Origin of the sequence: Streptomyces sp. CBMA29, assembly GCF_014596445.1 — a bacterium.
Lineage (GTDB): Bacteria > Actinomycetota > Actinomycetes > Streptomycetales > Streptomycetaceae > Actinacidiphila.
On sequence record NZ_MECL01000034.1, the window covers coordinates 37,033 to 60,113 of the forward strand.

17 protein-coding genes are annotated in these 23,081 nt (G+C 69.2%); 11 read left to right on the top strand and 6 right to left on the bottom strand.

What is annotated here, in order from left to right; translation table 11 throughout:
* Positions 1-97: 97 nt before the first annotated feature.
* The gene (locus BGM09_RS05080) at positions 98-1,438 is read right to left on the bottom strand and encodes a ricin-type beta-trefoil lectin domain protein (protein WP_188280241.1); all 1,341 of its coding nucleotides are present in this window, start codon (positions 1,436-1,438) and stop codon (positions 98-100) included.
* A gap of 562 nt (positions 1,439-2,000) precedes the next feature.
* Between BGM09_RS05080 and BGM09_RS05085 the strand changes: the two genes are divergently transcribed.
* Positions 2,001-3,485, top strand: coding sequence for a glycoside hydrolase family 6 protein (locus BGM09_RS05085; RefSeq protein WP_317452534.1), 1,485 nt, complete (start codon positions 2,001-2,003; stop codon positions 3,483-3,485).
* Between the two features lie 74 nt (positions 3,486-3,559).
* Here the strand turns inward: BGM09_RS05085 and BGM09_RS38760 are convergent, their stop codons facing one another.
* The 3 genes from BGM09_RS38760 to BGM09_RS05100 form a co-directional block, all read right to left on the bottom strand.
* Positions 3,560-5,017 (bottom strand): non-reducing end alpha-L-arabinofuranosidase family hydrolase, encoded by a 1,458-nt coding sequence (locus BGM09_RS38760; protein ID WP_317452535.1) that lies wholly within the window; start codon positions 5,015-5,017, stop codon positions 3,560-3,562.
* Between the two features lie 102 nt (positions 5,018-5,119).
* Entirely contained in the window at positions 5,120-7,525 is a 2,406-nt protein-coding gene (locus tag BGM09_RS05095; protein ID WP_188280187.1) for a ricin-type beta-trefoil lectin domain protein, read from the bottom strand.
* A gap of 321 nt (positions 7,526-7,846) precedes the next feature.
* Positions 7,847-9,010, bottom strand: coding sequence for a GH12 family glycosyl hydrolase domain-containing protein (locus tag BGM09_RS05100; RefSeq protein WP_188280188.1), 1,164 nt, complete (start codon positions 9,008-9,010; stop codon positions 7,847-7,849).
* Positions 9,011-9,435: 425 nt separating this feature from the next.
* Here BGM09_RS05100 and BGM09_RS05105 point away from each other — a divergent pair, with 425 nt between their 5' ends.
* The gene (locus BGM09_RS05105) at positions 9,436-10,866 is read left to right on the top strand and encodes an endo-1,4-beta-xylanase (RefSeq protein ID WP_188280189.1); all 1,431 of its coding nucleotides are present in this window, start codon (positions 9,436-9,438) and stop codon (positions 10,864-10,866) included.
* 91 nt (positions 10,867-10,957) lie between these two features.
* Here BGM09_RS05105 and BGM09_RS05110 read toward each other — a convergent pair whose 3' ends face one another.
* Positions 10,958-11,641 carry a FadR/GntR family transcriptional regulator gene (locus BGM09_RS05110; RefSeq protein ID WP_188280190.1) on the bottom strand — a complete coding sequence of 228 codons (684 nt, stop codon included), beginning with the start codon at positions 11,639-11,641 and terminating at the stop codon, positions 10,958-10,960.
* Positions 11,642-12,240: 599 nt separating this feature from the next.
* Here BGM09_RS05110 and BGM09_RS05115 point away from each other — a divergent pair.
* The 9 genes from BGM09_RS05115 (at position 12,241) to BGM09_RS05155 (ending at position 21,401) form a co-directional block, all read left to right on the top strand.
* Positions 12,241-13,548: an ABC transporter substrate-binding protein gene (locus BGM09_RS05115; protein ID WP_188280191.1), complete on the top strand. Its 1,308-nt coding sequence runs from the start codon at positions 12,241-12,243 to the stop codon at positions 13,546-13,548.
* On the top strand, positions 13,545-14,459 hold the full coding sequence (locus BGM09_RS05120) for a carbohydrate ABC transporter permease (protein WP_188280192.1): 915 nt from the start codon (positions 13,545-13,547) through the stop codon (positions 14,457-14,459). The genes BGM09_RS05115 and BGM09_RS05120 overlap by 4 nt, the downstream gene beginning before the upstream one ends.
* Positions 14,449-15,312 carry a carbohydrate ABC transporter permease gene (locus tag BGM09_RS05125; RefSeq protein WP_188280193.1) on the top strand — a complete coding sequence of 288 codons (864 nt, stop codon included), beginning with the start codon at positions 14,449-14,451 and terminating at the stop codon, positions 15,310-15,312. Before BGM09_RS05120 ends, BGM09_RS05125 begins: the two co-directional genes overlap by 11 nt.
* Before the next feature lie 109 nt (positions 15,313-15,421).
* Positions 15,422-17,353, top strand: a complete 1,932-nt coding sequence (locus BGM09_RS05130; protein ID WP_188280194.1) for a hypothetical protein — start codon at positions 15,422-15,424, stop codon at positions 17,351-17,353.
* A complete protein-coding gene (locus BGM09_RS05135) occupies positions 17,350-18,312 on the top strand; it encodes an aldo/keto reductase (protein WP_317452536.1) in 963 nt (320 codons plus the stop codon). Before BGM09_RS05130 ends, BGM09_RS05135 begins: the two co-directional genes overlap by 4 nt.
* On the top strand, positions 18,309-19,232 hold the full coding sequence (locus BGM09_RS05140; protein WP_188280195.1) for an amidohydrolase family protein: 924 nt from the start codon (positions 18,309-18,311) through the stop codon (positions 19,230-19,232). Before BGM09_RS05135 ends, BGM09_RS05140 begins: the two co-directional genes overlap by 4 nt.
* A gap of 14 nt (positions 19,233-19,246) precedes the next feature.
* Positions 19,247-19,585, top strand: coding sequence for an L-rhamnose mutarotase (locus BGM09_RS05145; protein ID WP_188280196.1), 339 nt, complete (start codon positions 19,247-19,249; stop codon positions 19,583-19,585).
* The gene (locus BGM09_RS05150; protein WP_188280197.1) at positions 19,582-20,631 is read left to right on the top strand and encodes a zinc-dependent alcohol dehydrogenase; all 1,050 of its coding nucleotides are present in this window, start codon (positions 19,582-19,584) and stop codon (positions 20,629-20,631) included. The genes BGM09_RS05145 and BGM09_RS05150 overlap by 4 nt, the downstream gene beginning before the upstream one ends.
* A complete protein-coding gene (locus BGM09_RS05155) occupies positions 20,628-21,401 on the top strand; it encodes an SDR family oxidoreductase (RefSeq protein ID WP_223186333.1) in 774 nt (257 codons plus the stop codon). The genes BGM09_RS05150 and BGM09_RS05155 overlap by 4 nt, the downstream gene beginning before the upstream one ends.
* A gap of 92 nt (positions 21,402-21,493) precedes the next feature.
* Here the strand turns inward: BGM09_RS05155 and BGM09_RS05160 are convergent, their stop codons facing one another.
* On the bottom strand, positions 21,494-23,005 hold the full coding sequence (locus BGM09_RS05160; protein ID WP_223186334.1) for an arabinofuranosidase catalytic domain-containing protein: 1,512 nt from the start codon (positions 23,003-23,005) through the stop codon (positions 21,494-21,496).
* Positions 23,006-23,081: the final 76 nt, after the last annotated feature.

Here is a 23,081-nt window from a genome sequence, read left to right on the forward strand (position 1 = left end):
ACGCGAGAGCCGTCCCCGGCCCCCACCGGCCGAGGACGACCCCCGTTTGTGGCGACAGCCGACGGAACCGGTCGGTTACCCGGCGTCGGCGTCCCGTTCAGCTCCGCAGGCTCCACTGCTGGTTGGATCCGCCCGTGCAGCTCCACAGTTGGATCTTCGTGCCGTTGGCAGTGGACGCGCCGCTGGCGTCGAGGCACAGGCCCGACTGCGCACCGGTGACGGTGCCGTTGGAGTTGAGGTTCCATTGTTGGTTGGCCTGGCCGTTGCAGTCCCAGATCACCGCCGCGGTGCCGTTGGCGGTGCCTTGGCCCGATGCGTCAAGGCACTTGTTGCCGTAGACCATGAGCTGCTTGCCCGAGGTGTAGGTCCAGCGCTGATTGGCACCGCTGTTGCAGTCCCACAGTTGGGCCTGGGTGCCGTTGGCGGTCGTGGAGTTGGAGATGTCGAGGCAGCGGCCGGACTGCTGGCCCACGACGGTCTGGGCGCCTCCTGTCGGCGGAGGCGTGGTCGGCGGAGGTGTGGTCGGCGGGGTGGTGGAGTCGAACTGGGTGAAGAATTTCCACACCTCGCCCGATGTCCAGGTGTGCCAGCCGTCCCCGGTCGATCCGTCGATCGGGCCGGGGTCGTGGCCCGCTCCGTCGAAAGCGGCCCAGACCACCGGGTATCCGGACCGGCATCCGGAGTAGGCGGTGACGATGTGGGTGAGGCTGCCGGAGGCCGGCTCGGGCGGATTCTGCGGGGTGCAGCCGTTGTTCCTGACGAACTGGTCACGCAGTGCGCGTCCGCCGGCGATGGGCAGCACGTTGTCCCGGAGACCGTGCAGGCCCATGTAGGCGATGGGCTGGGTACCGCCACTGCACCCGCTGAGGTTGGCGCCGGAGTACACGGCGACGGCGCGGAACACCGTCGCCCGCGCACAGGCGAGCGCGTAGGTCATGGACCCGCCGTAGCTGAACCCGGAGGAGTAGAGCTGTGTGGTGTCGACGCACAGGCCGGACTCGATCTGCCCGATCATGTCGTCGACGAAGGTCACGTCCTGGCCGCCGGAGTTGGCCCAGCCGTTGTTGATGCCCTGGGGCGCGACGAAGATCGTGCCGTTGCCCGCGCTGTCGGCCAGCCGCCTGAGCCCGTAGTAGGACCAGTTGTATCCGTCGGTTCCGCCGGAGTCGACGTCGTTCGCGGTGCCGCCGACCCAGTGGAATCCGAAGACCAGCCGGTAGGGGCGGCTGTTGTCGTAGTTGGCCGGGACTCTCAGGATGTAGCTGCGGTTCTGGCCGCTGCTCTGGATCGAGTGCGTGCCGCTCGCCAGCGTCGGAGCCTTGCCGCACCCGGCGGTGGCCGCGGCGGCTCTCACGGCCGAGGGCGCCGCGCTCGTACCGAGGCTCAGGGCGGTGCCGGCGGCTGCCAGGACCATGGCCAGCGCGGCCAGAACGGGCATGAGGAGGGATCTGCGTCTCATGGGCGCTTCCTTCTGTGTGGGGGGACAGAAGCCACCCGCGTCAGTCCGCTGCGGCGGCGGTCGGCCGAAACGATTCCTGCCGGCGGTGGGCACGGCGTAGCCACGGACTTGGCTCGCAGCAGTACGTGAGCGCTAACATCCGGACCTTTGCAAGAGGGTGATCTCGAAAGGGGAAGATGGGATGTATTTGGGCGACGGCGGCAGCTTCCATCACCGTGGACGCGCTGTCAACCCTGCTCGCAGGAAATGAAACACCCGGCGATCCCATGTCGTGAGGGAGTTCTCCGGCCTTGAAGATCTGTGAGCGTTAACGAAAACACTGGTCGGGCACACCTGTCAGCGAGGTCAGCAGGCCGGCGTCGCCCAGGATGTCCGGTTCACCCGTGGTCGGGACCCCAACGCATCCCGCGCAAGGGATTACGCGCGGTCGTCAGTCTGGTTAGGCTCGACCAGGCTTCGCGGGAGCGCTCCCACGCTCCTGGCGCGGCCGGCCCTCACCTCCCGAGGGCACTCTCCCCCCACGAGAGCACGGAGGACAACTGTGTCACGCCTCACCCGAAATCCACGTCCCGGCGGGACAGCCGCAGGCCCCGCGCGCGCGTCCCGGCTCCGCAAGGCCGCGGTGTTCGGCCTGGTCACGGGACTGGCCGCCGCCGGCATCGCGCTGGGCACCGAGATCACCGCGGGCGCCGCGGTGCAGGGCAGCCTCCCCAGCGGGACCCAGCTCTACAAGGACCCCCAGTCCCAGGTCGCCCGCTGGGTCGCCGCGAATCCGGGCGACTCCCGGCAGCCGGTCATCTCGCGGCGGATCGCCTCCCAGCCGCAAGCCGTCTGGTTCTCCAACTACCGCCCCGCCACGGTCACCAACGACGTCAAGGCGATCACCGGACCCGCTGCCGCCAGCGGACAGGTGCCGGTACTGGCCGTGTACGAGATCCCCAACCGCGACTGCGGCGGCGCCTCGGCCGGTGGCGCGCCGGACCTGGCCTCGTACGACGCCTGGGTGCGCAACTTCGCCGCCGGTCTCGGCAGCGAGCGGTCGATCATCATCCTGGAGCCCGACTCGATCGCCCTGACCACCTGCCTGTCCGCGCAGCAGCAGGCCGACCGGTTCGCCTCGCTCTCCCGGGCGGGCTCCGCCATCCACGCCGCCGCGCCCAACGCCAAGGTCTATCTGGACGGCGGCCACTCGGCCTGGAACAGCGCCTCGGAGCAGGCCAATCGGCTGCGCAGCGCCGGCATTCTGACCAATGCCGACGGGCTGTTCACCAACGTCTCCAACTTCAACACCACGTCGAACGAGGTCAACTTCGCCAAGAACGTGCTGGCCGCGTTGGGCAATCCGGCCAATCTGCACGCCGTGGTGGACACCAGCCGCAACGGCAACGGTCCGGCCTCCGGCGGGGCGTGGTGCGATCCCTCCGGCCGGGCGATCGGCGCCTACCCGACGACCAGCACCGGGGACTCCGCCATCGACGCCTTCCTCTGGGTGAAGCCGCCGGGTGAGGCGGACGGCTGCGCGGGCGCCGCGGGTACCTTCCTGCCGGACGTGGCCTACGCTCTGGCCTCCGCCGGAGCGTCGGACCCGACCCCGCCGACCACCCCGCCGACCACTGCTCCGCCGACGACCCCGCCGACGACTCCGCCCACCACCCCGCCGACGACTCCGCCGACCACCGCTCCGCCCACGACGCCCCCGCCGGCCGGTGCGGGCTGCGCTGTCAGTTACAAGATCGCCAGCGCTTGGACGGGCGGTTTCACCGCGGACGTGACCGTACGCAACACCGGCGGCAGCGCCGTCAACGGCTGGTCGCTCAAGTGGACCTTTCCCGGCGACCAGAAGATCACCAGCGCGTGGAACGCCGGCACCCAACAGTCCGGCGCGGCCGTGACAGCGACCGATCTGGGCTACAACGCGGTGGTCGCCGCGGGCGGCTCGACCGGCTTCGGTTTCCAGGGGACGGGCACCGGCACCTCCGCCCCCACCGCGTTCACGCTCAACGGCACTGCCTGCACGGTGTCCTGACACACCATCCGCTCCCGTACGACGGCCGGCCCGGTGACTTCCGGGCCGGCCGTTTGACGCGGTGGCGGGGTAGGTCACCGTTGGAGGGTGAGGAGGCCCGGACGCCAGGGGAGTTGGTCGTAGGCGCCGCCCGCGTTGGGGTTCTTGCCCTGGTAGAGGAGTTGGAGGTTGCAGGGGTCGATGGTCATGGTCTGGTCGGGGTTGTCGCGGACGAGGTCGCCGTGGCTGATGTCGTTGGTCCAGGTGGCGCCGCTGTTGGCCTTGCCTGCGAAGGGGTTGTTCTCACTGGCGGCTTGGGGGGTCCAGGCGCCGTTGAGGCTGGTGGCGGTGAAGGAGCGGAAGTAGCGTCCGCCGGCGCCCATGGCCTCGACGATCATGAGGTACTGGTTCTGGTTCTGCACCTTGTAGACCTGGACGGCCTCGAAGAGGTTGTTGGTGGAGTCGCTCATGACAGTGGTGTAGGAGGAGCCGAAGCTGCCGGGGAAGTTCCCGATGGGCATGCTGGCGCGGTAGATCTTGCCGTTGTCGCCGGCGAAGAACAGGTACATGTTCTGGCCGTCGGCGATGAGGGTCTGGTCGATGGGGCCGGTGCCCGAGTCGGGGAGGCTGCCGGTGAACAGGGCCTGGGGCGAGGACCAGCCGTTGGGGTTGGTGGGGTCTGTCGAGGTGCGGTAGATGAAGGGCCAGGCACCCCACTGGTAGGCGAGGATCCAGATCTTCTTGGGTGCGAAGTAGAAGAGCGTGGGTGCCACGGCGGACTGGCTCATCCCGGTCTGGCCGGCCGAGGCCATGTCGGACCAGTTCGTGAAGGGGCTGAACGCCATCGAGCCGTAGGAGGTTCCCGACACGTTGGAGGCGTAGACCAGGTGTTTGCCGTTGTAGACCACGCTGGTGAAGTCCTTCAGGGACAACCATCCGTTGGCAGGCTGCGCCAACGCGCCCGTTGAGGACCACCGGTAGGTCGACGGGAGAGAACACGTACCGCTCGTCGGCGGTGTGGTCGGCGGTGTGGTCGGCGGTGTGGTCGGCGGTGTCGTGGGGGGAGTGGTGGGCGGGGTTGTCGGGGGAGTGGTCGGGGGCGTCGTGGTCGGCGGGGTGGTCGTGACGGCGCCGGTGCAGGTGGTGCCGTTGAGGGTGAACGCGGTGGGGACGGGGTCGGCGGCGCTGTAGGCGCCGTTGAAGCCGAAGCTGGTGGACGCGCCGGTGGCCAGGCCGCCGTTCCAGGAGGCATTGGTCACCGAGACCTTGGTGCCGGTCTGGGTGAAGGAGCCGCTCCACAGCTCAGTGATGGTCTGTCCGGTGGCGAAGGTCCAGGAGAGCTGCCAGGCGTTGATCGGCTCGCCCAGATTGATAACGCTCACATTCGCGCCGAAGCCGCCGGGCCACTCGTTGGTGACGCTGTAGTCGACGCGGCAGCCGCTGGCCGCCTGCGCCGAGGTCGCCACGAGCGAGATGCCCGCAGCGGCCAGCACGGTGGAGAGTAAGGCGATGAACAGGGACTTGTATCTTTTGAACGTGTGCGGGTGTTCCACGGAGCACACTCCTTGGACGAGGACGAACGCGCCAGTGCTGAGGGGTCGTCAGACCTCCGGCAGTGAACTGGGCGCTGTGGGACGACAGATACGCGCAGTGCCCTAACCGAGGGTCCACTGCTGGTTGCTCTGGCCGTTGCAGGTCCACAACTCGACCAGGGCGCCGTTGCTCGTGGAGGAGCCGGTGACATCCAGGCACAGTCCGGACTGCACGCCGGTGACCGTGCCGTTCGCATTGAGCGTCCACTGCTGGTTGCTCTGGCCGTTGCAGGTCCAGATGGCGACCTTGGTGCCCGGTGCGGTGCCCTGGCCGCTGGCGTCCAGGCACATCGGGCTGCCGCCGTAGACCGTCAACTGTCCTGAGGACGTACGGGTGAATGCCTGGTTGGCCGCTCCGTTGCAGTCCCAGATCTGGGTCTGGGCGCCGGGCGTGGTGGTGGAGTTCGGCACGTCGAGGCACTTGCCCGCGCCCACCGCGTGCAGCGCTCCCGTGCTTCCCGTGCCCGTGCCGCTCGTCACGCCCGCCTGGGCGATCACCTGTTGGGCGTTCGACGGCCAGTTGGTGCCGCTGACCTGGACGTTGCCGGTCAGGACGTTGTTGTGCGGCGAGCCGGTGGCTACCTGGGTCGCGCCGGAGTTGTACCAGTTGGTGTCGAAGGTGTTGTCGTTGGTGTTGTTGGAGCCGCCCGCGTTGGTGAAGGCCCACACACCGGAGTCCTGGATGACGTTGTTCTTGAGCGTGACGTAGCGCGAGCCCTCGTCGAGGTAGAGGCCCACGGTGTGCTGGTTGTCATAGACGTAGTTGTGGTCGATGGTCGTGCCGGGGTTGGCGGACAGGTTGTAGATGCTGCCGCCGTCGTGGAAGACCTTCTTCGTGCCGTGCACCGCGTTGTAGCTGACGACGGTGTTCTTGAGGGTCGTCGGTGTGGTGTAGACGGGCTGGTAGTTGTACAGACCGCGGTTGCGGTAGTCCTGGCTGCCGCCGGAGTCGTTGGCGCCCCAGCCCCAGCCGATGTCTATACCGTCGTAGGCGAGGTTCGAGACCTCGTTGTGGCTGATGACGGCGTGGGTGACGTAGGTCGACAGGATGCCGGCCATGTCCTTGTAATCCTTGGCGACATCGGAGATCCGGTTGTTCTGGATGGTGATGTCCTGGTTGGTCATCGCCGTGTTGGACGGGTGGTGGGCGTCGGGCTGCACACCGCCGACCACGATGCCGGCGCCGGAGTCGTCGGTGAAGGTGCTGCCGGAGACGGTGACCGAGGACGCGCCGAGGCCGACTCCCGAGGCGTGGGCGTTGGCGTCGTTCCCGATGCCGAGGCCCACCTGGCCCAGGTGCGCGAAGGTGTCACCGGTGAAGGTGATGCCGCGCGCCGCCGAGACCTGGACGGCCGCCGGCACCTGGCTCCAACTGTTGCGGGCCGCCTCGAACAGCGGGCATCCGGACTGGCAGGAGGTCATGAAGTCCGAGGGCTGGGTGAAGGTGCGGCCCAGGAAGGCCCCGCTCTGCTGGTCGGCGTAGCCGGTGGAGGTGCTGGGCTGGAGCCAGGTGGTGTGCTGGAAGGCGATGCCCTTGACGGTGATGTCGTGCGCGGGATCGCTGTAACTGCCGCCGATCTGGAGCAGAGAGGTCAGCCGCGGCAGCTCGATGTCGTGGGACGGCGGCGACCAGTTGGCGGGCGCTTTGTAGTAGAGCTGTCCGGCTTGCGGGTCGAGGTACCACTGGCCGGCGGTCTTCAGGAAGCTGTAGGAGTTCTCCAGTTGGAGACTGCCGCCGGCGAAGGGACTGGCGAGGGTGTCGTAGCCCCAGTTGTTGTTGTTCCAGGCCGGCTGCTGCATCGTGATGGTGCTGCCGCTGATGGACTGGACGGGAGCAAAGCGGTCGGTGAAGGAGTTCTGGCTCTCCAGCTCGATCCGATTCTGCTGCGGCAGCGTGGCCAGGTAGTTCAGCGCGGAGTTGACGATGGTCATCCCGCTGGCGGTGATCTTGACATCGCCGCGCGAGACGGGGATCGCCGCCCGCGGCGCCAGTGCGCCGTCGACGTACAGTTGCCGGGAGTCCGCTCCCGAGGGTACGGCGGCGGCGTAGATGTTGTTCGACGCGTCCTTCAGCGTCCACCCGGTCACCTGCTGACCGCCCGACAGCACCGGCTGCTGGCCCGAGGCCGCCTGCCAGATGACGGTGTGTCCGTTACGCCCGGAGTCGGCGCTGCCCAGCGCGAGCGGGGACGACATGCGGTACGTACCGCCCGCCAGTTCTACGACGACGTCGCCGCTCATGGACCCGCCGATGTTCGCCACGGAGGTCTTCGCCTGGGCCAGGGAGCAGGGCGCCGACGCGGAGCACGCGGTGCCGCTGCCGGTGGGGGACACGTAGAGCGTGGTCATGGTGGCCGCGTGCGACGTCACGGCCGGTGCGGCGAGGACCGCCCCGATGGCGAAGGCCGCGACCAGGGCCGCTCTTTGTGGTCGGCCGCGATGCGGGCGCGGGCGGAGAGGAAAGATCATGGTCCGCTCTCTTTCTGTGTGGGGGAAGGCGCGGTTCGCGTCGACCGGACGATCGCCCTGCCGATGCGGTGACTCATCCATGGGCCAGGATCTATGGCATTCATGTCCTTGCTTGTGGAGCCCATGAATCAGTCTTATCCGCGATAGAAGGCCGTGACAGCGCGCGTATGACGTGCCCACGAGGGCGTACGGGGAGAACCGGGTCTACGAACGCCGAAATGAGACTGACACATTCAAGTGCCGACCCTCAAGAGGTGCGTCACGGCGGGGCCGCCCGACCTGAGGGTCGGGCGGCCCTGCTGCCGAGTGGCCGCGGCGAGTTCAGGAGCAGGAACTGCCGTTGAGGGTGAATCCGGCGGGAGGGGTGAAGGCGCCGGACGAGGTGCCCTGGAAGCCGAAGGACTGCGTACCGCCGGCGGGGATCTGCGCGTTGTAGGCGAGATTCGAGGCGGTGACGGCGCCGGAGGAGGGGCTGACGTCGGCGTTCCACGCGCTGGTGATGCGCTGCCCTGAGGGAAGGGTGAAGCCGAGCCTCCAGCCGTTGACCGCGGCCGAGCCGGTGTTGGCCACGGTGATGTCGGCGGTGAAGCCGCCCGCCCAGGACTGCGGGGTGACGGTGACCTTGCAGGACGCGGACCCGGTACCGCCGGTCGTACTCCCCGTCGTACCGCCCGTCGTACCGCCGGTGGTCGAGCCGCCGCCGATGTTCACCGAGGACGAGAAGGACGTCACCGCCAGCCCCGCGCCGTTCTGCCAGGGCTCGAAGCCGGCCTGGACGCTGGTGAGGTACCAGGAGTTCTGGGCCATCCCCCGGTTGATCGTCTCGTTGGCGAACGCCTTGACGTCGAAGTCCCAGGTGCCGATCGGCGAGGGCGCCACGAAGGAGATGACGTCGTTGGAGCCGTTGTTGCCGGTCCACACGTCCCAACTGCGCCCGCCCACACTCGCGGTGCCGACGCGGGAGCCGACCGGCTGGACAGGGCTGGTCTGGTTGTACCAGACCATGATCTCGGTCTTGTTGACGCCGTCCTTCCTGGGCGTCGGGTCGAGCCAGATGTCGTAGGCGGCGTCGTAGACGGCGTTTGCGACGTAGCCGAACGAGACACTCGTCGGCGCGCTGCTGATCGTGCTGAGCTGCGCGGGCAGATTGGTGCCCGGTGAGCAGTTGGTGTAGTGGCAGCCGTAGAAGACCGAGGGGTACGACTTGGGGCCGCCGTTGGTGGCGGTGCCGTCGGCCCGGGTGATCTGGAAGCCGGTGCTCGTGACGTTGACGCACTGCGTCGCGGTGGTGCCCCAGCGGTTGTTCTGCACCACGTAACGGCCCTGAATGGTGGTCGAACCGTACTGGTCGCAGATCTGGGTGTCGGCGTGGGCGGCCGGAGCGGCGGTCAGCGTGATGAGACCGCCGATGATGACGCCGAGCGCCACGACGGCTGAGAGCACGGCCCTGCGGGTCGACCGGAAGGCTCGCTGAAGTGTCGGCATGCTTGTCTCCTTCGACAGGCACGGAGGTGGGGGGAGAGGGAGCAGCGTGGAGCCTTGTCCACCAGGGAAAAGTGGGAGCGCTCCCAAAAGTCTCCGGACGCAGACCGTCGAAGTGGGCCGTTGACGCAGGCGACGGCGGCTCGACTACGTCGTGTCCATGCCCGGTGCGCGAAACGTTGGCAAGTGTGCTCACACGGCGCCCGAAACGTCAACGCATGCGTCGCGGGGAGGATGCCTCGGTGCGCGGTGTCTTGACGCGTCCCGGTGGGCGTCCTAAGGTGCCGCGAAACGATCGCAGGACTTGCGAAACTTTCGATGATTGTTAGCGCTCACTCCAGCGCTACAGAAGGCAGTGCGTCGGCAGCGGCCGGGCAAGCCGGCTTCCGTCGACGCTGCGTCCCCCCACTCCAAGGAGCGCTACTGACATGTCCTGGCTCACCAGACATCGAAGCATTCACAGCAGGGCGGTGGCGGCGGCCACCGCGGCGGCGGTCAGCGCCTCCCTGGCTGTCGTCGCCCTGGCGACGTCCATGCCCCATGCCGCGGCGGCGACCTCTCTGGGTTCCGCCGCCGCCCAGTCGGGCCGGTACTTCGGTACCGCCGTGGCGGCGGGCAGGCTGGGCGACTCGACGTACTCGACGATTCTCGACCGGGAATTCAACATGATCACCCCGGAGAACGAGATGAAGTGGGACGCGACGGAGCCTTCTCGGGGGTCGTTCAACTTCGGCGCCGCCGACCAGATCGTCAGTCACGCCCAGGGCCACGGCCAGCGGATGCGCGGTCACACCCTGGTGTGGCACTCGCAGTTGCCCGGATGGGTATCGGGTCTGTCGGCATCGGACCTCCAGTCCGCCATGGACAACCACATCACCACCGAGATGACCCACTTCAAGGGCAAGATCTACGCCTGGGACGTGGTCAACGAGGCATTCGCCGACGGCGGCAGCGGCCAGCACCGCAGCTCGCCGTTCCAGGACAAGCTCGGCAACGGCTTCATCGAGCACGCCTTCCGTACCGCCAGGTCCGCGGACTCCTCGGCCAAGCTCTGCTACAACGACTACAACATCGAGAACTGGACGGACGCCAAGACCCAGGGCGTCTACAACATGGTCAAGGACTTCAAGGCCCGCGGCGTGCCCATCGACTGCGTCGGCTTCCAGAGCCACTTCGGGAACGGCGGTCCTCCCGCCAGCTTCCAGACCACGCTGTCGAACTTCGCCGCCCTCGGCGTCGACGTCCAGCTCACCGAACTCGACATCGCCCAGGCCGGCAGCACACAGTACGCCAACACCGTCAAGGCGTGCATGAACGTCGCCCGTTGCACCGGCATCACCGTCTGGGGCATCCGGGACAGCGACTCCTGGCGGTCCGGTGACAACCCGCTGCTCTTCGACGGCAACGGCAACGCCAAAGCCGCCTACACCGCCGTGCTCAACACCCTCTCCGGGGGCGGTTCGACCACGCCGCCGCCCAACGGCGGCACCAGGCAGATCAAGGGCGCCGGCTCCGGACGCTGCGTGGACGTGCCCAACTCCACGACCACCGACGGCACCGCACTGCAACTGTGGGACTGCTCAGGCAACAGCAACCAGCAGTGGACCAGCACGTCCGCCGGTGAGCTGACGGTCCTGGGAGGCAAGTGCATGGACGCGGCCGGAACCGGCAACGGAGTCAAGGTGCAGATCTACTCCTGCTGGGGCGGCGACAACCAGAAGTGGCGCGTCAACTCCGACGGAACCATCGTCGGAGTCCAGTCCGGGCTGTGCCTGGACGCGACCGGTCTCGGCACTGCCAACGGGACACAGCTCGAATTGTGGACCTGCAACGGCGGCAGCAACCAGAAGTGGAGCTGATCCGGCAGTAGTGCCACCGCCCTCCGGCCTCTCGGCAGGCCGGGGGGCGGACCCCTGCCTCCGGACGCGGGCGGAAATGCGAGACGCTGGCTCAGCCGAACACCCGCCGCTGGATCTCGCGGCGGTAGTCCTCCAGGGTCTGGTCCAGGTGAACGGTGGCCGCGTGCGCTGCCGCCTCCGGGTCACCGGCCTTGATCGCGTGGTAGATCGCCGCGTGCTCCGTCACCGCCTCCTCGGCGTGGCCGCCGACCGTACCGTGCAACCCGATGGTGCTGCACTGGCGTTGCAGCCGCCGTGCCTCGCGGACCGCGTCCACCAGAAACGGATTCTGCGAGGCCTTGGCGACGCTGAGGTGGAAGTCGTCGTCGCCGCGGTCGAACAGGTCGCGCCGGTCGGTCAGGTGACCCTGCCGACATGTCTCGGCGGCCGTTTCGATCGCCCGCAGGTCTGCCGGTGTCGCGCGGGTCGCGGCGAGTTGGCTGGCGGCGGCCTCCTGCACCCGGCGGAACTCGAACAGACGGTAGACGTGGTCGAGGTCGGTGGGCATGAAGAAGCTGCCCCACAGCGACGAGCCCAGCATGCCCTCGTCGTTCGCCACGAACAGGCCACGGCCCTTCTGGGCCCGGATCCGCCCGATGGCCGAAAGGATCTTGACGGCCTCTCGCACCACTGTCCTGCTGGTGCCCAGCCGCGCGGCCAACTGGTTCTCGGTGGGCATGCGGTCACCCGGCTGCAACTGCAACTCGGCGATGAGCCGCAGGATTTCCTCGGCCACGCGTTCGTAACCGGGCCGATAGGCCGCGGTGTCCGGTGTCGATGCCGGTGCCTCCGCCGACGGTGATGCCGATGCCGAGCCGCCGGTCGTCGCAAGCACGGGGTTTCCGTCCAACGACCCGCCTCCTTCGTCTCCGGTCGTCGGCCGCGCGGTACGCGGCCGGTCCGACGTCTCGCGGCAGCATACAACGGGCCGCAGCAGCGGCAATATGTGTAGGACTCATTGTCACCTCCAGTCTGTCGCAAACTCCTATGAAATGGCCCATATGCAGCGAGTGTGCGTCCGTCACGTGAAAAGATCTTGGAAATAACCATGCTCATTCTGTTGACGCCCCCGGGGTCGGGCGCTTGTTATATGTGATCAAAGCGCGATGCCGCTTCGCCTGAACAGCTCAGCTCGGGACGACTTCGTCCCGGCGGCCACGAAGCTCCCCCTTGTCCGCGCTCCCCTCCGGGAGCGCGACATCTCCAGGCCCGCGCCCAGTGGTGGTCCGGCCCTACGACGTAGTGGAGTTGATCATGAAAGCCAAGGTCCGCGCGGTCGGCGCGAACACACGTGAGAGAACCCGTGGGAGCCGTGGACGCCGTGGACGCAGCGGCATGCTGGCCGTGGCGGCCGCCCTGGCGCTGGCCACGGTCGCCGCCTGCGGCGGGGGCAGCACCGACAACGGTTCGCACGGCGGCTTCCGCCCCGTCAAGCAGACCGGCGGCGCCCTGACCGTATGGGTGGACGCCTCACGCATGGACGCGGCCAAGCTGTACCAGCGGCAGCACCCCGACGTGAAGATGAACATCGTCAGCTACGACGGGGACGCGAACGGCTCCAACTACCTGCGCACGAAGGTCAGCCTGTTCAACCGCACCCACAAGGGCTGGCCCGACGTGGTGTTCAGCTCCCAGAACAACGAGACCACCTGGGCGGTCGACGCCGGATTCACCGCTCCGCTGAACAAGGGCCTCATACCGGAATCGACCCTGTCGGGCTGGGCCAAGGGCGCCAACATCCCCTGCACGGTGGACGGCACGCTCTACTGTCTGCGCAACGACCTCGCCCAGACCGTGCTGTGGTACAACGCGCCGCTGATGAAACAGTGGGGATATCAGGTCCCGCAGACCTGGGAGCAGTACCAGGCTCTCGGGGAGAAGGTGGCCACCGAGCACCCCGGCTATCTGGTCGGCTCGGCCGGCGACACCTGGGCGCCCGAGCTCTACATGTGGCCGAGCAAATGCGGAGCCAACCAGATCACCGGCCCCAAGGCGGTGACGGTCGACACCGGCAGCGCGAACTGCAAGCGCATGGCCTCGTTGCTCGACACCCTGGTCAAGAACAAGACGATGTCCATGAGCAGCGTCTTCAGCTCGGACTTCGACAAGAACCTGGCCGGCAAGATCCTCATGATGCCCGGCCCCTCCTGGTTCGGTGGCGCCCTGTTCCAGGGCAGCTTCAAGACCCCGGCACACCAGATCTCCATCGCCCCGATGCCCAGGTGGTCGGCCGACAGCGGCAGCACGGCGGGCAACGTCGGCGGCGGAACCTGGCTGTTGTCCGCGCACAGCGCGAACCTCAAGGCCGCATCGGCCTTCCTCACCTGGGCGACCACCTCGGACGACTACCAGGCCAAGCTCGCACCCGGCTATCCGGCCTACGCCGCCGCGGCCAAGAGCTGGCTGGCCAAGCAGGCGTCCTCCGACTACTTCGCCGGCGACATCGCGGCGCCGCTACAGGCCGCCGCTGAAGAGGTCTGGCCCGGCTGGGGCTACGGCCAGTTCAGCCAGGAGGCCGTCTGGGCCGCCACGGTCACTCCCCAGTTGACGGCGGGCAAGTCCATCGTGTCCCTGCTGCCGGCCTGGCAGACGGCGATCGCCAACTACGCCCGCGCGGCGGGCTACAAGGTGACGACGCAGTGACGACCCTACCCACGGAGGCCGGCCGGGCGCCGGTGCGCAGCGCGCGCACGCGGTGGCCCGGCCGGGCCGGCCACGGCTTCGTCGTCGCCTACACGGTGCTGCTGATCGCCTTCGGGGTCGTGCCGACCGGCTACGCGATCTACTTCGCCTTCACCGACGGCGGCGGCACCTTCAGCGGTCTGTCCAACTTCTCCACGGCCATCGACGACTTCCGCTTCACGCCCGCCGTCGAGCACGTGGCCCTCTATCTGCTCTGGTGGCTGACCTCGCTGGTCGTCTTCGTCGTCGGGCTCGCGCTGCTGCTGCACCGCCTCATGCTGAGCGGAGTCAGCAGGGCGCTGCGGTTCCTGTACTACCTGCCCGGCGCGCTCGCCGGGGCGGCCAGCGTCATGGTGTGGCTGTTCGTGCTCGACCCCACGGTCAGCCCGGTCGGCTTCCTGCTGCGGGCTTTCGGATACCACACCTTCGGTGAGGTCATCGCCCCCGGACACCTGCCGATCCTGTTCACCCTCATCGCTTTCTGGACCGGAGCCGGCGGCTGGATCGTGGTGATGTACGGGGCGCTGAACAACATCTCGCAGGACGTCCTGGAAGCCGCGCGGATCGACGGCGCCGGGGCCTGGCAGACGGCCTGGCGCATCCAGATCCCCCTGCTGCGCAAGTGGATCGTCTACATGGTCATCCTCGCCTTCGCCGGCGGCACCCAGTTGTTCGTCGAGCCCCAACTGCTCTCCCAGGCCAGCGTCGGGGTCGCGGGCCGGGACTACTCGCTCAACCAGCTCGCGTACGACTTCGCCTTCCAGAACAACGACGTCAACACCGCGGCGGCCGTCTCGGTGGAACTGCTCGTGGTCGGTCTGGTCGTGGCAGGGGTCTTCGTGGCCAGATCGGGGTTCTTCGATGCGGACTGACATCCGACGGCCCGCGACCGCCTTGGTGCTCCTGCTGTTCGTGGCCTTCTTCGTGCTGCCGGTGCTCTGGCTGCTGCTGGCGGCCACCAAGACCGACGACCAACTCGTGCACGACAATCCGCTCTCGTTCGGCTCCTTCCACGCACTGCATGCCAACTGGAACGCCCTGAGCGCCTATCAGGACAACGCCGTCTTCACCTGGCTGCGCAATTCGGCCGTCTACTCCTCCCTCGCCCTGGTGATCACCCTGTGCGTTGCGGTGCCCGCCGGTTACGCGATGGCGATGACCGAGTTCCGGGGCCGGCGCGTACTGCTGGTGGCCACCCTCGTGGTGATGCTGATGCCGAACGCCACCCTGGTCGTGCCGTTGTTCCTGGAGGTCAACGCGGTCCACCTGATCGGCTCGATGTGGTCGGTCATCCTGCCGTACGCGTTCTACCCGTTCGGGGTGTACCTGACCTACATCTACTTCAGCACCGCGCTGCCCCGGGAACTGCTGGACGCGGCACGGCTGGACGGCTGCTCGGAATTCGGCATCTTCCGCCGGGTGGCGCTGCCGCTCGCGTCGCCCGTCGTCGCACTGGTCGGCTTCTTCAGCTTCGTCGCCAACTGGACCAACTACTACCTGCCGTACGTCATGCTGCCGCAGAGTGACCAGTACCCGGTCCAGGTCGGTCTGGGGACGCTGCTCGACTCCGTCCCCCAGTTCAACCCGACGGCCAGCACGCTCCAGGTCGAGCGTCCTGAGCTGGCCCTGGCCACGCTGCTGGCGATCGTCCCCGTGCTGATCGTCTTCCTCTTCTCCCAACGGTTCCTGGTCGCGGGCATGCTCGCCGGCGCGACGAAGAACTGACCTCGCCGGCCACCCCGTACGACGTGCGGCACGCCGCCCGCCCGGCCTCCGCGCGGGCGGTGCCGTGCCCGGACGCGGCCGAGCCCGAACGCGAATGGAGCTCCTCCCGATGCATCCCGTCATCACCGCCTCGGTGCCACTGCTCGAACCGCCGGGCTGGGCGATCGCGCAGCGCGAGTTGTTCGACCTGCTCGACCGGGCCTGGCGCCGGTTCGCCCGCGACTTCACGGAGACCGACGGACGGCTCCGCTACACCGGCGAGCTGACCTCACGGGACGGCGTGGACGACTTCTACGAAGTCTTCTTCAACTGGCCCCAGCTCTACCTGCTGGGCGGAGCGGACGATCTGCTGGCCCAGTCCGAGCACCACTGGGAGGGCGTCACCCGCCAACTGTCCGAACTGGGCGTGCTCAAGGACGAGTACGAACGCGGCTACGACTGGTTCCACCAGGGCGAGAGCCTGCTGCTGCTCTACTTCCTGTGCATGGCGGCCCCCGACCGGTGGGCCGAGCGGGCGCGGCGCTTCGCCGATCTGTACGTGGACGTCAGGCACGGAAACTACGACCCCGATCACCGCATCATCCGCAGGCCGCACAACGGCAGCGACCCGCGGCGCGAGGGCCTGTCCGACGGCGCCGCCTATCCGTGGCTGCCGAAGGAAGCCCAGACGTACGGCTTCCCGCTCGGCTGGACCCTGCCCGCGGGCGTACGGCAGCCTCCGCTCGACGCCGACCCGCGGCTCGGCGCGGAGATGCGCCGCCGGATGGGCTCCGGTGACACAGCGGTCAATCTCGCCGCCACAGGACTCGTCCTCAACGCCTGGATGCTCTCCGGCGAGCAGCGTTACGCGGACTGGATCATCGAGTACGTGGGCGCCTGGCGGGAGCGCGCCGCCGCCAACGGGGGCGTCCTGCCGGACAACGTGGCGCCGGACGGCACCGTCGGCGGGCTGTTGGAGGGGCGCTGGTACGGCGGCCACTACGGCTGGTCCTGGCCGCACGGCTGGTACAGCGTAGGACACGCGGCGGTCGTGGCCGCCCTCGCGGGCGCCGCCGCCACCGGCGACGACGGGTATCTGGACCTCGTGCGCCCCGCGCTGGACGAGATCATCTCGCACGGCAAGGTGATCGCGTTCACCGAGGCCGACTCCAGCATCCGGTCCAAGTGGAACCCGCAACTGGCGCAGGACGTGCGGACCCCGACCTTCCACGTGCCGTACCGGTACGCGGACGACGGCTGGTTCGACTACAACCCCATGATGATGGCCGTCCCGACGGCGCTGTGGCACCATACGGCCTCCGACGCCGACCGGACGCGTATCGAACGCCTGCGCGGGACCGCGGGATACGACTGGCGTACGGTCCGCCCTTTCCGGAGCAAGGAGGAAGGCGGCCACGAGGAGCCCTGGCTGGCCTTCCTGGCGGGTGACGACCCGGGCTATCCGGAGAAGATCCTGGCAGCCGCGCAGGCGCAGGTGCGGCACCGGCTGTCCCGTATGGAGAAGTACCGCGACCGGGACGTGCCGGAGGCGGACATCCATCTGTGGCAGCAGTCCAACCCGGTGGTGACCGAGGCGCTGGTCCAGTTGACCTGGGGCGGCCCCCAAGTGGTCTACAACGGCGGCCTGCAACAGGCGCGGGTGCGGTACTTCGACGCGGTCGCCCGCCGTCCCGGACTTCCCCCCGGGGTCGCGGCCCTGGTCTCGGCCATCGACCCGGACGGCACGGTCGTCGACCTGGTCAACCTCGACCCCGAAGCGGCACGATCGGTGATCGTCCAGGCCGGCGCGTTCAGCGAGCACACCATCCGCTCGGTGGAACACAGCGTGTGCGACGACCCTTCCTGGATCGGCGACCTGTACGACTACGGGCACACCGCCCCGACGGTGACCGCCGTCTCGACGCCGGTCGACGGACCCTGGCTGCGGGTCGAACTCCCGCGCTCCAGTACCGTCCGCCTCACCTTGCGCCTCGACCTGCGCACCGGGCCGCCGTCGTACCGCACCCCGTTCGACGAGCGGGACCGGGGGAGCGCGCCGTGAAACGCCGCACGATGGGTGCGACCGGGCTTGAGGTCTCCGAGCTGGGATTCGGGGCGTCGCCGCTGGGCGCGGTGTACGGCGCGTTCGCCGAGCCCGACGGGATCGACGCCGTGCACACCGCCCTGAACCTGGGCGTCTGCTTCTTCGACGTCTCCCCCTATTACGGTGCGACGCTCGCCGAAACGGTCCTGGGCAAGGCGCTGCGCGGTGTCGAGCGCTCCAGCTACGTCCTGGCGACCAAGGTCGGCAGATACGGCGACGACGTCTTCGACTTCACCGCCGACCGCGTCAGGCGCAGCGTGCACGAGAGCCTGAAGCGGCTGCGGACGGACCACCTCGACCTGGTCCAGTGCCACGACATCGAATTCGGCGACCTCGGCCACGTCGTCCACGAGACGCTCCCGGCGCTCCGCGAGATGCAGGCGGCGGGCCTGGTGCGCGCGGTGGGCATCACCGGATATCCGCTCGGCGCCCTGCGGCACGTGGCGGCCCGGACGCCGGTGGACACGGTGATGTCCTACTGCCAGTACACCCTCCAGGACCGGCGTCTGGCGCGGTACGGCCCGGAGTTCGACACGGCACGCACCGCGGTGATCAACGCCGCGCCGCTGGCGATGGGGGCGCTCACCGCGCCAGGGCCCGCCGCCTGGCACCCCGCGCCGACGCCCGTCCTGGAGCGCTGCGCGGCGGCGGCCGAGCTGTGCCGGGTCAGGGGGGCCGACATCGCACGGCTCGCGGTCCAGTTCGCCGTCTCCACCGGCGGCTTCGCCTCCACCGTGGTCGGCGCCTCCAGCGCACGGAAGATCCGCCGCCTCGTGGAGTGGATCGCCCAGCCCCTGGACGGGGAACTGCTGCGTGCGGTGGAGGACTGCCTGGCGCCGGTGCGCGACCGGGGCTGGCTCAACGGGCGTCCCGAGAACCAGCACCCCGAGAACCAGCACCGTGAGGAGCGGCCATGACCGTGGACGGGGTGGCGGACAGTGCCACGGGGGTGCGTATGCCGGTGATCGACAGCCACGTCCACTTCTGGAACCCGCGCCACCTGTCCTACCCGTGGCTCGCCGACGTTCCCCCGCTCGATCGGCACTTCTCCCCTTCCGCCTATCTCGACGGTGTGTCCGAGCCGGTGGAGGCGGTCTTCGTCGAAGCGGGGCGCAGGCCGGACCAGGCGGAGCGGGAAGTGCGGTGGGTGCGCGGCCTGGCACGCGACCGGCCGTGGATTCGCGGCGCCGTGGCCCACGTGAGTCTCGACGACCCCGCCGGGGCTCCGGAGGCCGTCAGCCGATTCGCCGCCGATCCGTTCGTCGTCGGCGTGCGTCACAACATCCAGGACGAGAGACCGGGCTTCACCCGGGGCGCCGACTTCCGCGCCGGCGTGGGACTTCTGGGCCGGGCAGAGCTGCCGTTCGACGCGTGCGTGCGGCAACAGCAACTCGGCGAACTCGCCGAACTCGCGACCGCGTGCCCGCAGACCCTCATCGTCCTCGACCACCTCGGCAAGCCGTCGGTCCCCGTCCCCGACCCCTCGTGGCGCCCGGCCCTGCACCGGCTGGCCCGCAGGGACAACGTCGTCTGCAAGCTGTCCGGCCTTGCCACCGAGGCGGCTCCCGGCACCGGCGCGGCAGCCCTGCTCGGCGTGCTCGGCGAGGTCCTGGAGGCGTTCGGCCCCGACCGGTGCCTGTACGGCGGCGACTGGCCGGTGATGACGCTGGCCACCTCGTACGCGTCCTGGCTGGATCTCGTCCGCGAAGCGCTCGCCGGTCTGCCGGTGGCCGAGGCAGACGGCGTGATGCGTACGAACGCGGTCCGCACCTACCGGCTGCGGGACCGGGACCGGAACCCGGCTCCGGCCGCCGACGAGGCCCCCCGACCCGCATGAGCAAAGGAATCCGCATGAGACGTCTCGCCCAGACCATCCGGCTGCGGCCGGAACGCCGCGAGGAGTACCTGGCGTTGCACCGTTCCGTGTGGCCGGGAGTGGAGGCCGCGCTGCGCGCGGCGCACATCCGCGACTACACGATCTTCCTGCGCGGCGACACCCTGTTCGGCTACTTCGAATACCACGGCTCCGACTTCGAGGCGGACCTCGCCGCCGTCGCCGCCGACCCGGACACCCAGCGCTGGTGGCGGCTCACCGACCCGTGCCAGGAGCCGTGGCCCGACAGCGGAGCCGGCGGGAACTGGTCCGACCTGGAAGAGATCTGGCATCTCGAAGAGGAGCCGCCCGCATGAACGCACGACGAGTCGCCTACACCGCGCCACGGACGCTGGCCCTGGAGACCGGCGCCGCCGCAGCGCCCCCGGCGCCAGGACACGTGGCGATCGACGTCGCCTACACCGGGATCTGCGGCACGGACCTGCACATCTTCCACGGCTCCATGGACGACCGGGTGGGTCCGCCCCAGGTCATCGGACACGAGATGTCCGGACGGATCGCGGAGACCGCTCCCGACGTCACCGGGTGGCAGGCGGGTGACAACGTCACCGTCATGCCCCTGGTCCCGTGCGGGCGGTGTCCCGCGTGCCACGCCGGCCACCGCCACATCTGCCACCGCCTGGTGTTCCTCGGCATCGACGCGGCCGGCTCACTGCAATCCCGCTGGACCGTCCCGGCCCACACGCTCGTCCGGCTCCCCGAAGGACTCCCGCTGGACCGCGCCGCGCTCACCGAGCCCACCGCGGTGGCGGTGCACGACGTACGGCGCGCCGGGCTGCGCGAGGGCGAGAAGACCCTGGTCGTCGGTGGCGGCCCCATCGGCCTGCTCATCGCGATCGTCGCCCTCCGCACGGGGGCCGACCTCCTGCTGGTCGAACCCGATCCCTATCGGCGCGCGACGGCCGGGTCGCTCGGCCTGGCGACCCTCGATCCCGTGACGGCCGACGCCGCCCGCGCGGTGGCCGACTGGACGGGCGGCGCGGGGGCGGACGTGGCCTTCGAGGTCTCGGGGGCGGCAGCCGGGGTGACCACCGCGGTCGACGCGCTGGCGACCCGCGGACGGCTGGTGCAGGTGGCCATCCACCCGGCTCCGCGCGAGATCAGCCTGCACCGCTTCTTCTGGCGCGAACTCACCCTTCTCGGGGCACGGCTCTACGAGCGCTCGGACTTCGAGACCGCGGTGGACCTGATCGCCGAGGGCCACATCCCGGCCGACACACTCATCTCACGGATCGAGCCCATCGACAGGGCGGCGTGGGCCTTCGAAACGCTCGAAGCGGGCGGCGGCGTCATGAAGGTCCTGATCGACTGCCGGTCCGACACGGGAGCAGACGCACGATGACGACGATCCGTACCCCGTTCGACCTGACAGGCAAGCTGGCCGTCGTCACCGGCGCACGCCGGGGCATCGGGCTCGCCGTCGCGGAGGCGCTGGCCGTCGCCGGCGCCGACATCGTGGCCGTCAGCGCCCACCTGGAGCCGTCCGGCAGCGAGGTCGAGCAGCGGGTGACCGCGCTCGGACGCACCTGCACGGCCCTGCGAGCGGACTTCGCCGACCGCGCCGCCGTCCACCGGCTCGCGGCGGATCTCGGAGAACTCGGCCGGCCGGTGGACATCCTGGTCAACAACGCCGGAACGATCGCTCGGGCGCCGGCCGCGGAGCACTCGGACGACGACTGGGACCACGTCCTGACGGTGAACCTCAGCAGCCAGTTCACCCTCACCCGCGAGGTCGGGCGACGCATGCTGAGCCGCGGGCGGGGCAAGGTCGTCTTCACCGCCTCCCTGCTCAGCTTCCAGGGGGGCGTCAACGTCCCCGGCTACACCGCCGCGAAGTCCGGTGTCGCCGGCCTGACACGGGCACTCGCCAACGAGTGGGCCGGTCGCGGGGTGAACGTCAACGCCGTCGTGCCCGGTTATGTGGCGACCGACAACACGCAGGCGCTGCGCGACGATCCGGCGCGCTACGCCGCCATCCTCGACCGGATTCCGGCGGGACAGTGGGCGCGGCCGGAGGACATCGGGGGCGCCGTGGTGTTCCTGGCGTCGCCCGCGTCGGACTACGTCCACGGAGCCCTGCTCCCCGTCGACGGGGGCTGGCTCGGCCGCTGACCCGCACAGCCCGAGGCGCCCGCGCCGGGCGCCGCATCCCCGTGAGCTGTCCCCGGCCGTTGCGGCCGGGGACAGCTCACGGGGTCGTCGCCTCAGCTACGCGCCCACTTCTGGTTGGTGGCCCCGGTGCAGGTCCACAGTTGCACCTGTGTGCCGTTGGCCGTGCCGTAGGCGCTCGCGTCCAGGCACAGTCCCGTCTGGACGTTGGTGATGCTGCCGTCCGAGTTGACGTTCCACTTCTGGTTGTTCTGGCCGTTGCAGTCCCAGATGATCGCGCGGGTGCCGTTGGCCGTACCGCTGCCCTCGTCGTCCAGGCACTTGGTGCCGTAGACCTGGAGTTCCTTGGCGCCGGTGAGGGCCCACTGCTGGTTCGAACCGCCGTTGCAGTCCCACAGAGCGGTCTGTGTGCCGTTGCTCTGGCTGAGGTTGGGCACGTCCATGCAGCGTCCGGACGCGGTGCCGCGCACCACGCCGTTCGTTCCGCCGCTCCCGGAGGAGCCGCCGTAGCCGGCAGCGGTGATGCTCGCCTGCACCGCGTTCTCCGTGGCGTCCGACGGGAAACCGGCCGTGATCGCGCCCTCGAAGAACTCGCCCTGGCCGGAGACGCTGTTGTCGCCGCCGGTCCCCAGCAGGAGGGAACTGTCGGTCTTCATCGGCGAGTAGCCGTTCGGTAGTGCGCCGGAGTATGTCGTGGTGAGGTTTCCGCTCGCGGCGTTGCCGTATCTGAGGGTGAAGTTGCTGGTTCCGTTGTTCTTCTCCCAGGCGCTCACGAACGGGAAGTGCACGCCCTGGTTGTTGGAGTCGTGGTTGGACCCGCTTCCGGTGTGGAACATGCCGTTCTCCAGGTCGGCCTCGACCCAGGGACCGGTGCCGGTGCAGCCGCCGAACCAGCACGCGTTGCCCCAGTAGATCGCGTTCATGGTGGCATTGCCCGTGTCGGTGTGCGTGTTCTCACCGCTGCCGTAGTCGAAGCAGCACCACTGGTTGGTGAAGTTGGACGAGGTCACCATGTAGATGCCCTCGGGCTGGGAGCCGGTCGGCGCCCCGTTGGCGTGGTCGATCCGGTACCCCACGCCCTGGTTGACCTTGACGCCGAAGACGGGGTGGCCGCCCGCGGTGACCGGCAGCGCCGCGGCGTCGGCGCCCACGTCCGCCCCGTTCGCGCCCGGCCCCTTCCAGTAGCCGCCCCACGATATGGGCAGGTCGTTGTGGCGGGAGCTCTGGTCGTAGATCTTGCTGATGATGCACGAGGTACCGGCGCAGAAGGACGTCTGGACCGAGGCGTCGGCGTATCCGCCCGCGGACAGCAGGCCCACGTCGCGATACGCGTGGTCGGAGGCGCGCTGGACCTGGTAGAGCGGCCCGTTGTACGCCGCGAACAGCGCGCGGGTCGTGGAATGCGCCCCGATGCAGGGGGTGCCACCGGTGGCGTAGATGTCGCAGGGCAGGGACGAGGCCGCGGCGGGCGCCGCCTGAGGGCTCGGGCCGTTCGCGGCGGCCCGGCCGCCGAAGACCGCCGCGGCCATCGCCAGGGCCAGCAGGAGGATGACCAGGGGTCTCGCCCGCCGGAGGCCGGCGGACGGGGACGATGCGGAGCTGTGCATGGGCTCTCCTTCGATGGTGAGGGGGGAACTCCGGCTGTGTCGGACCGGGGAGTCCCGCCCGGACGCGGGACGCCGG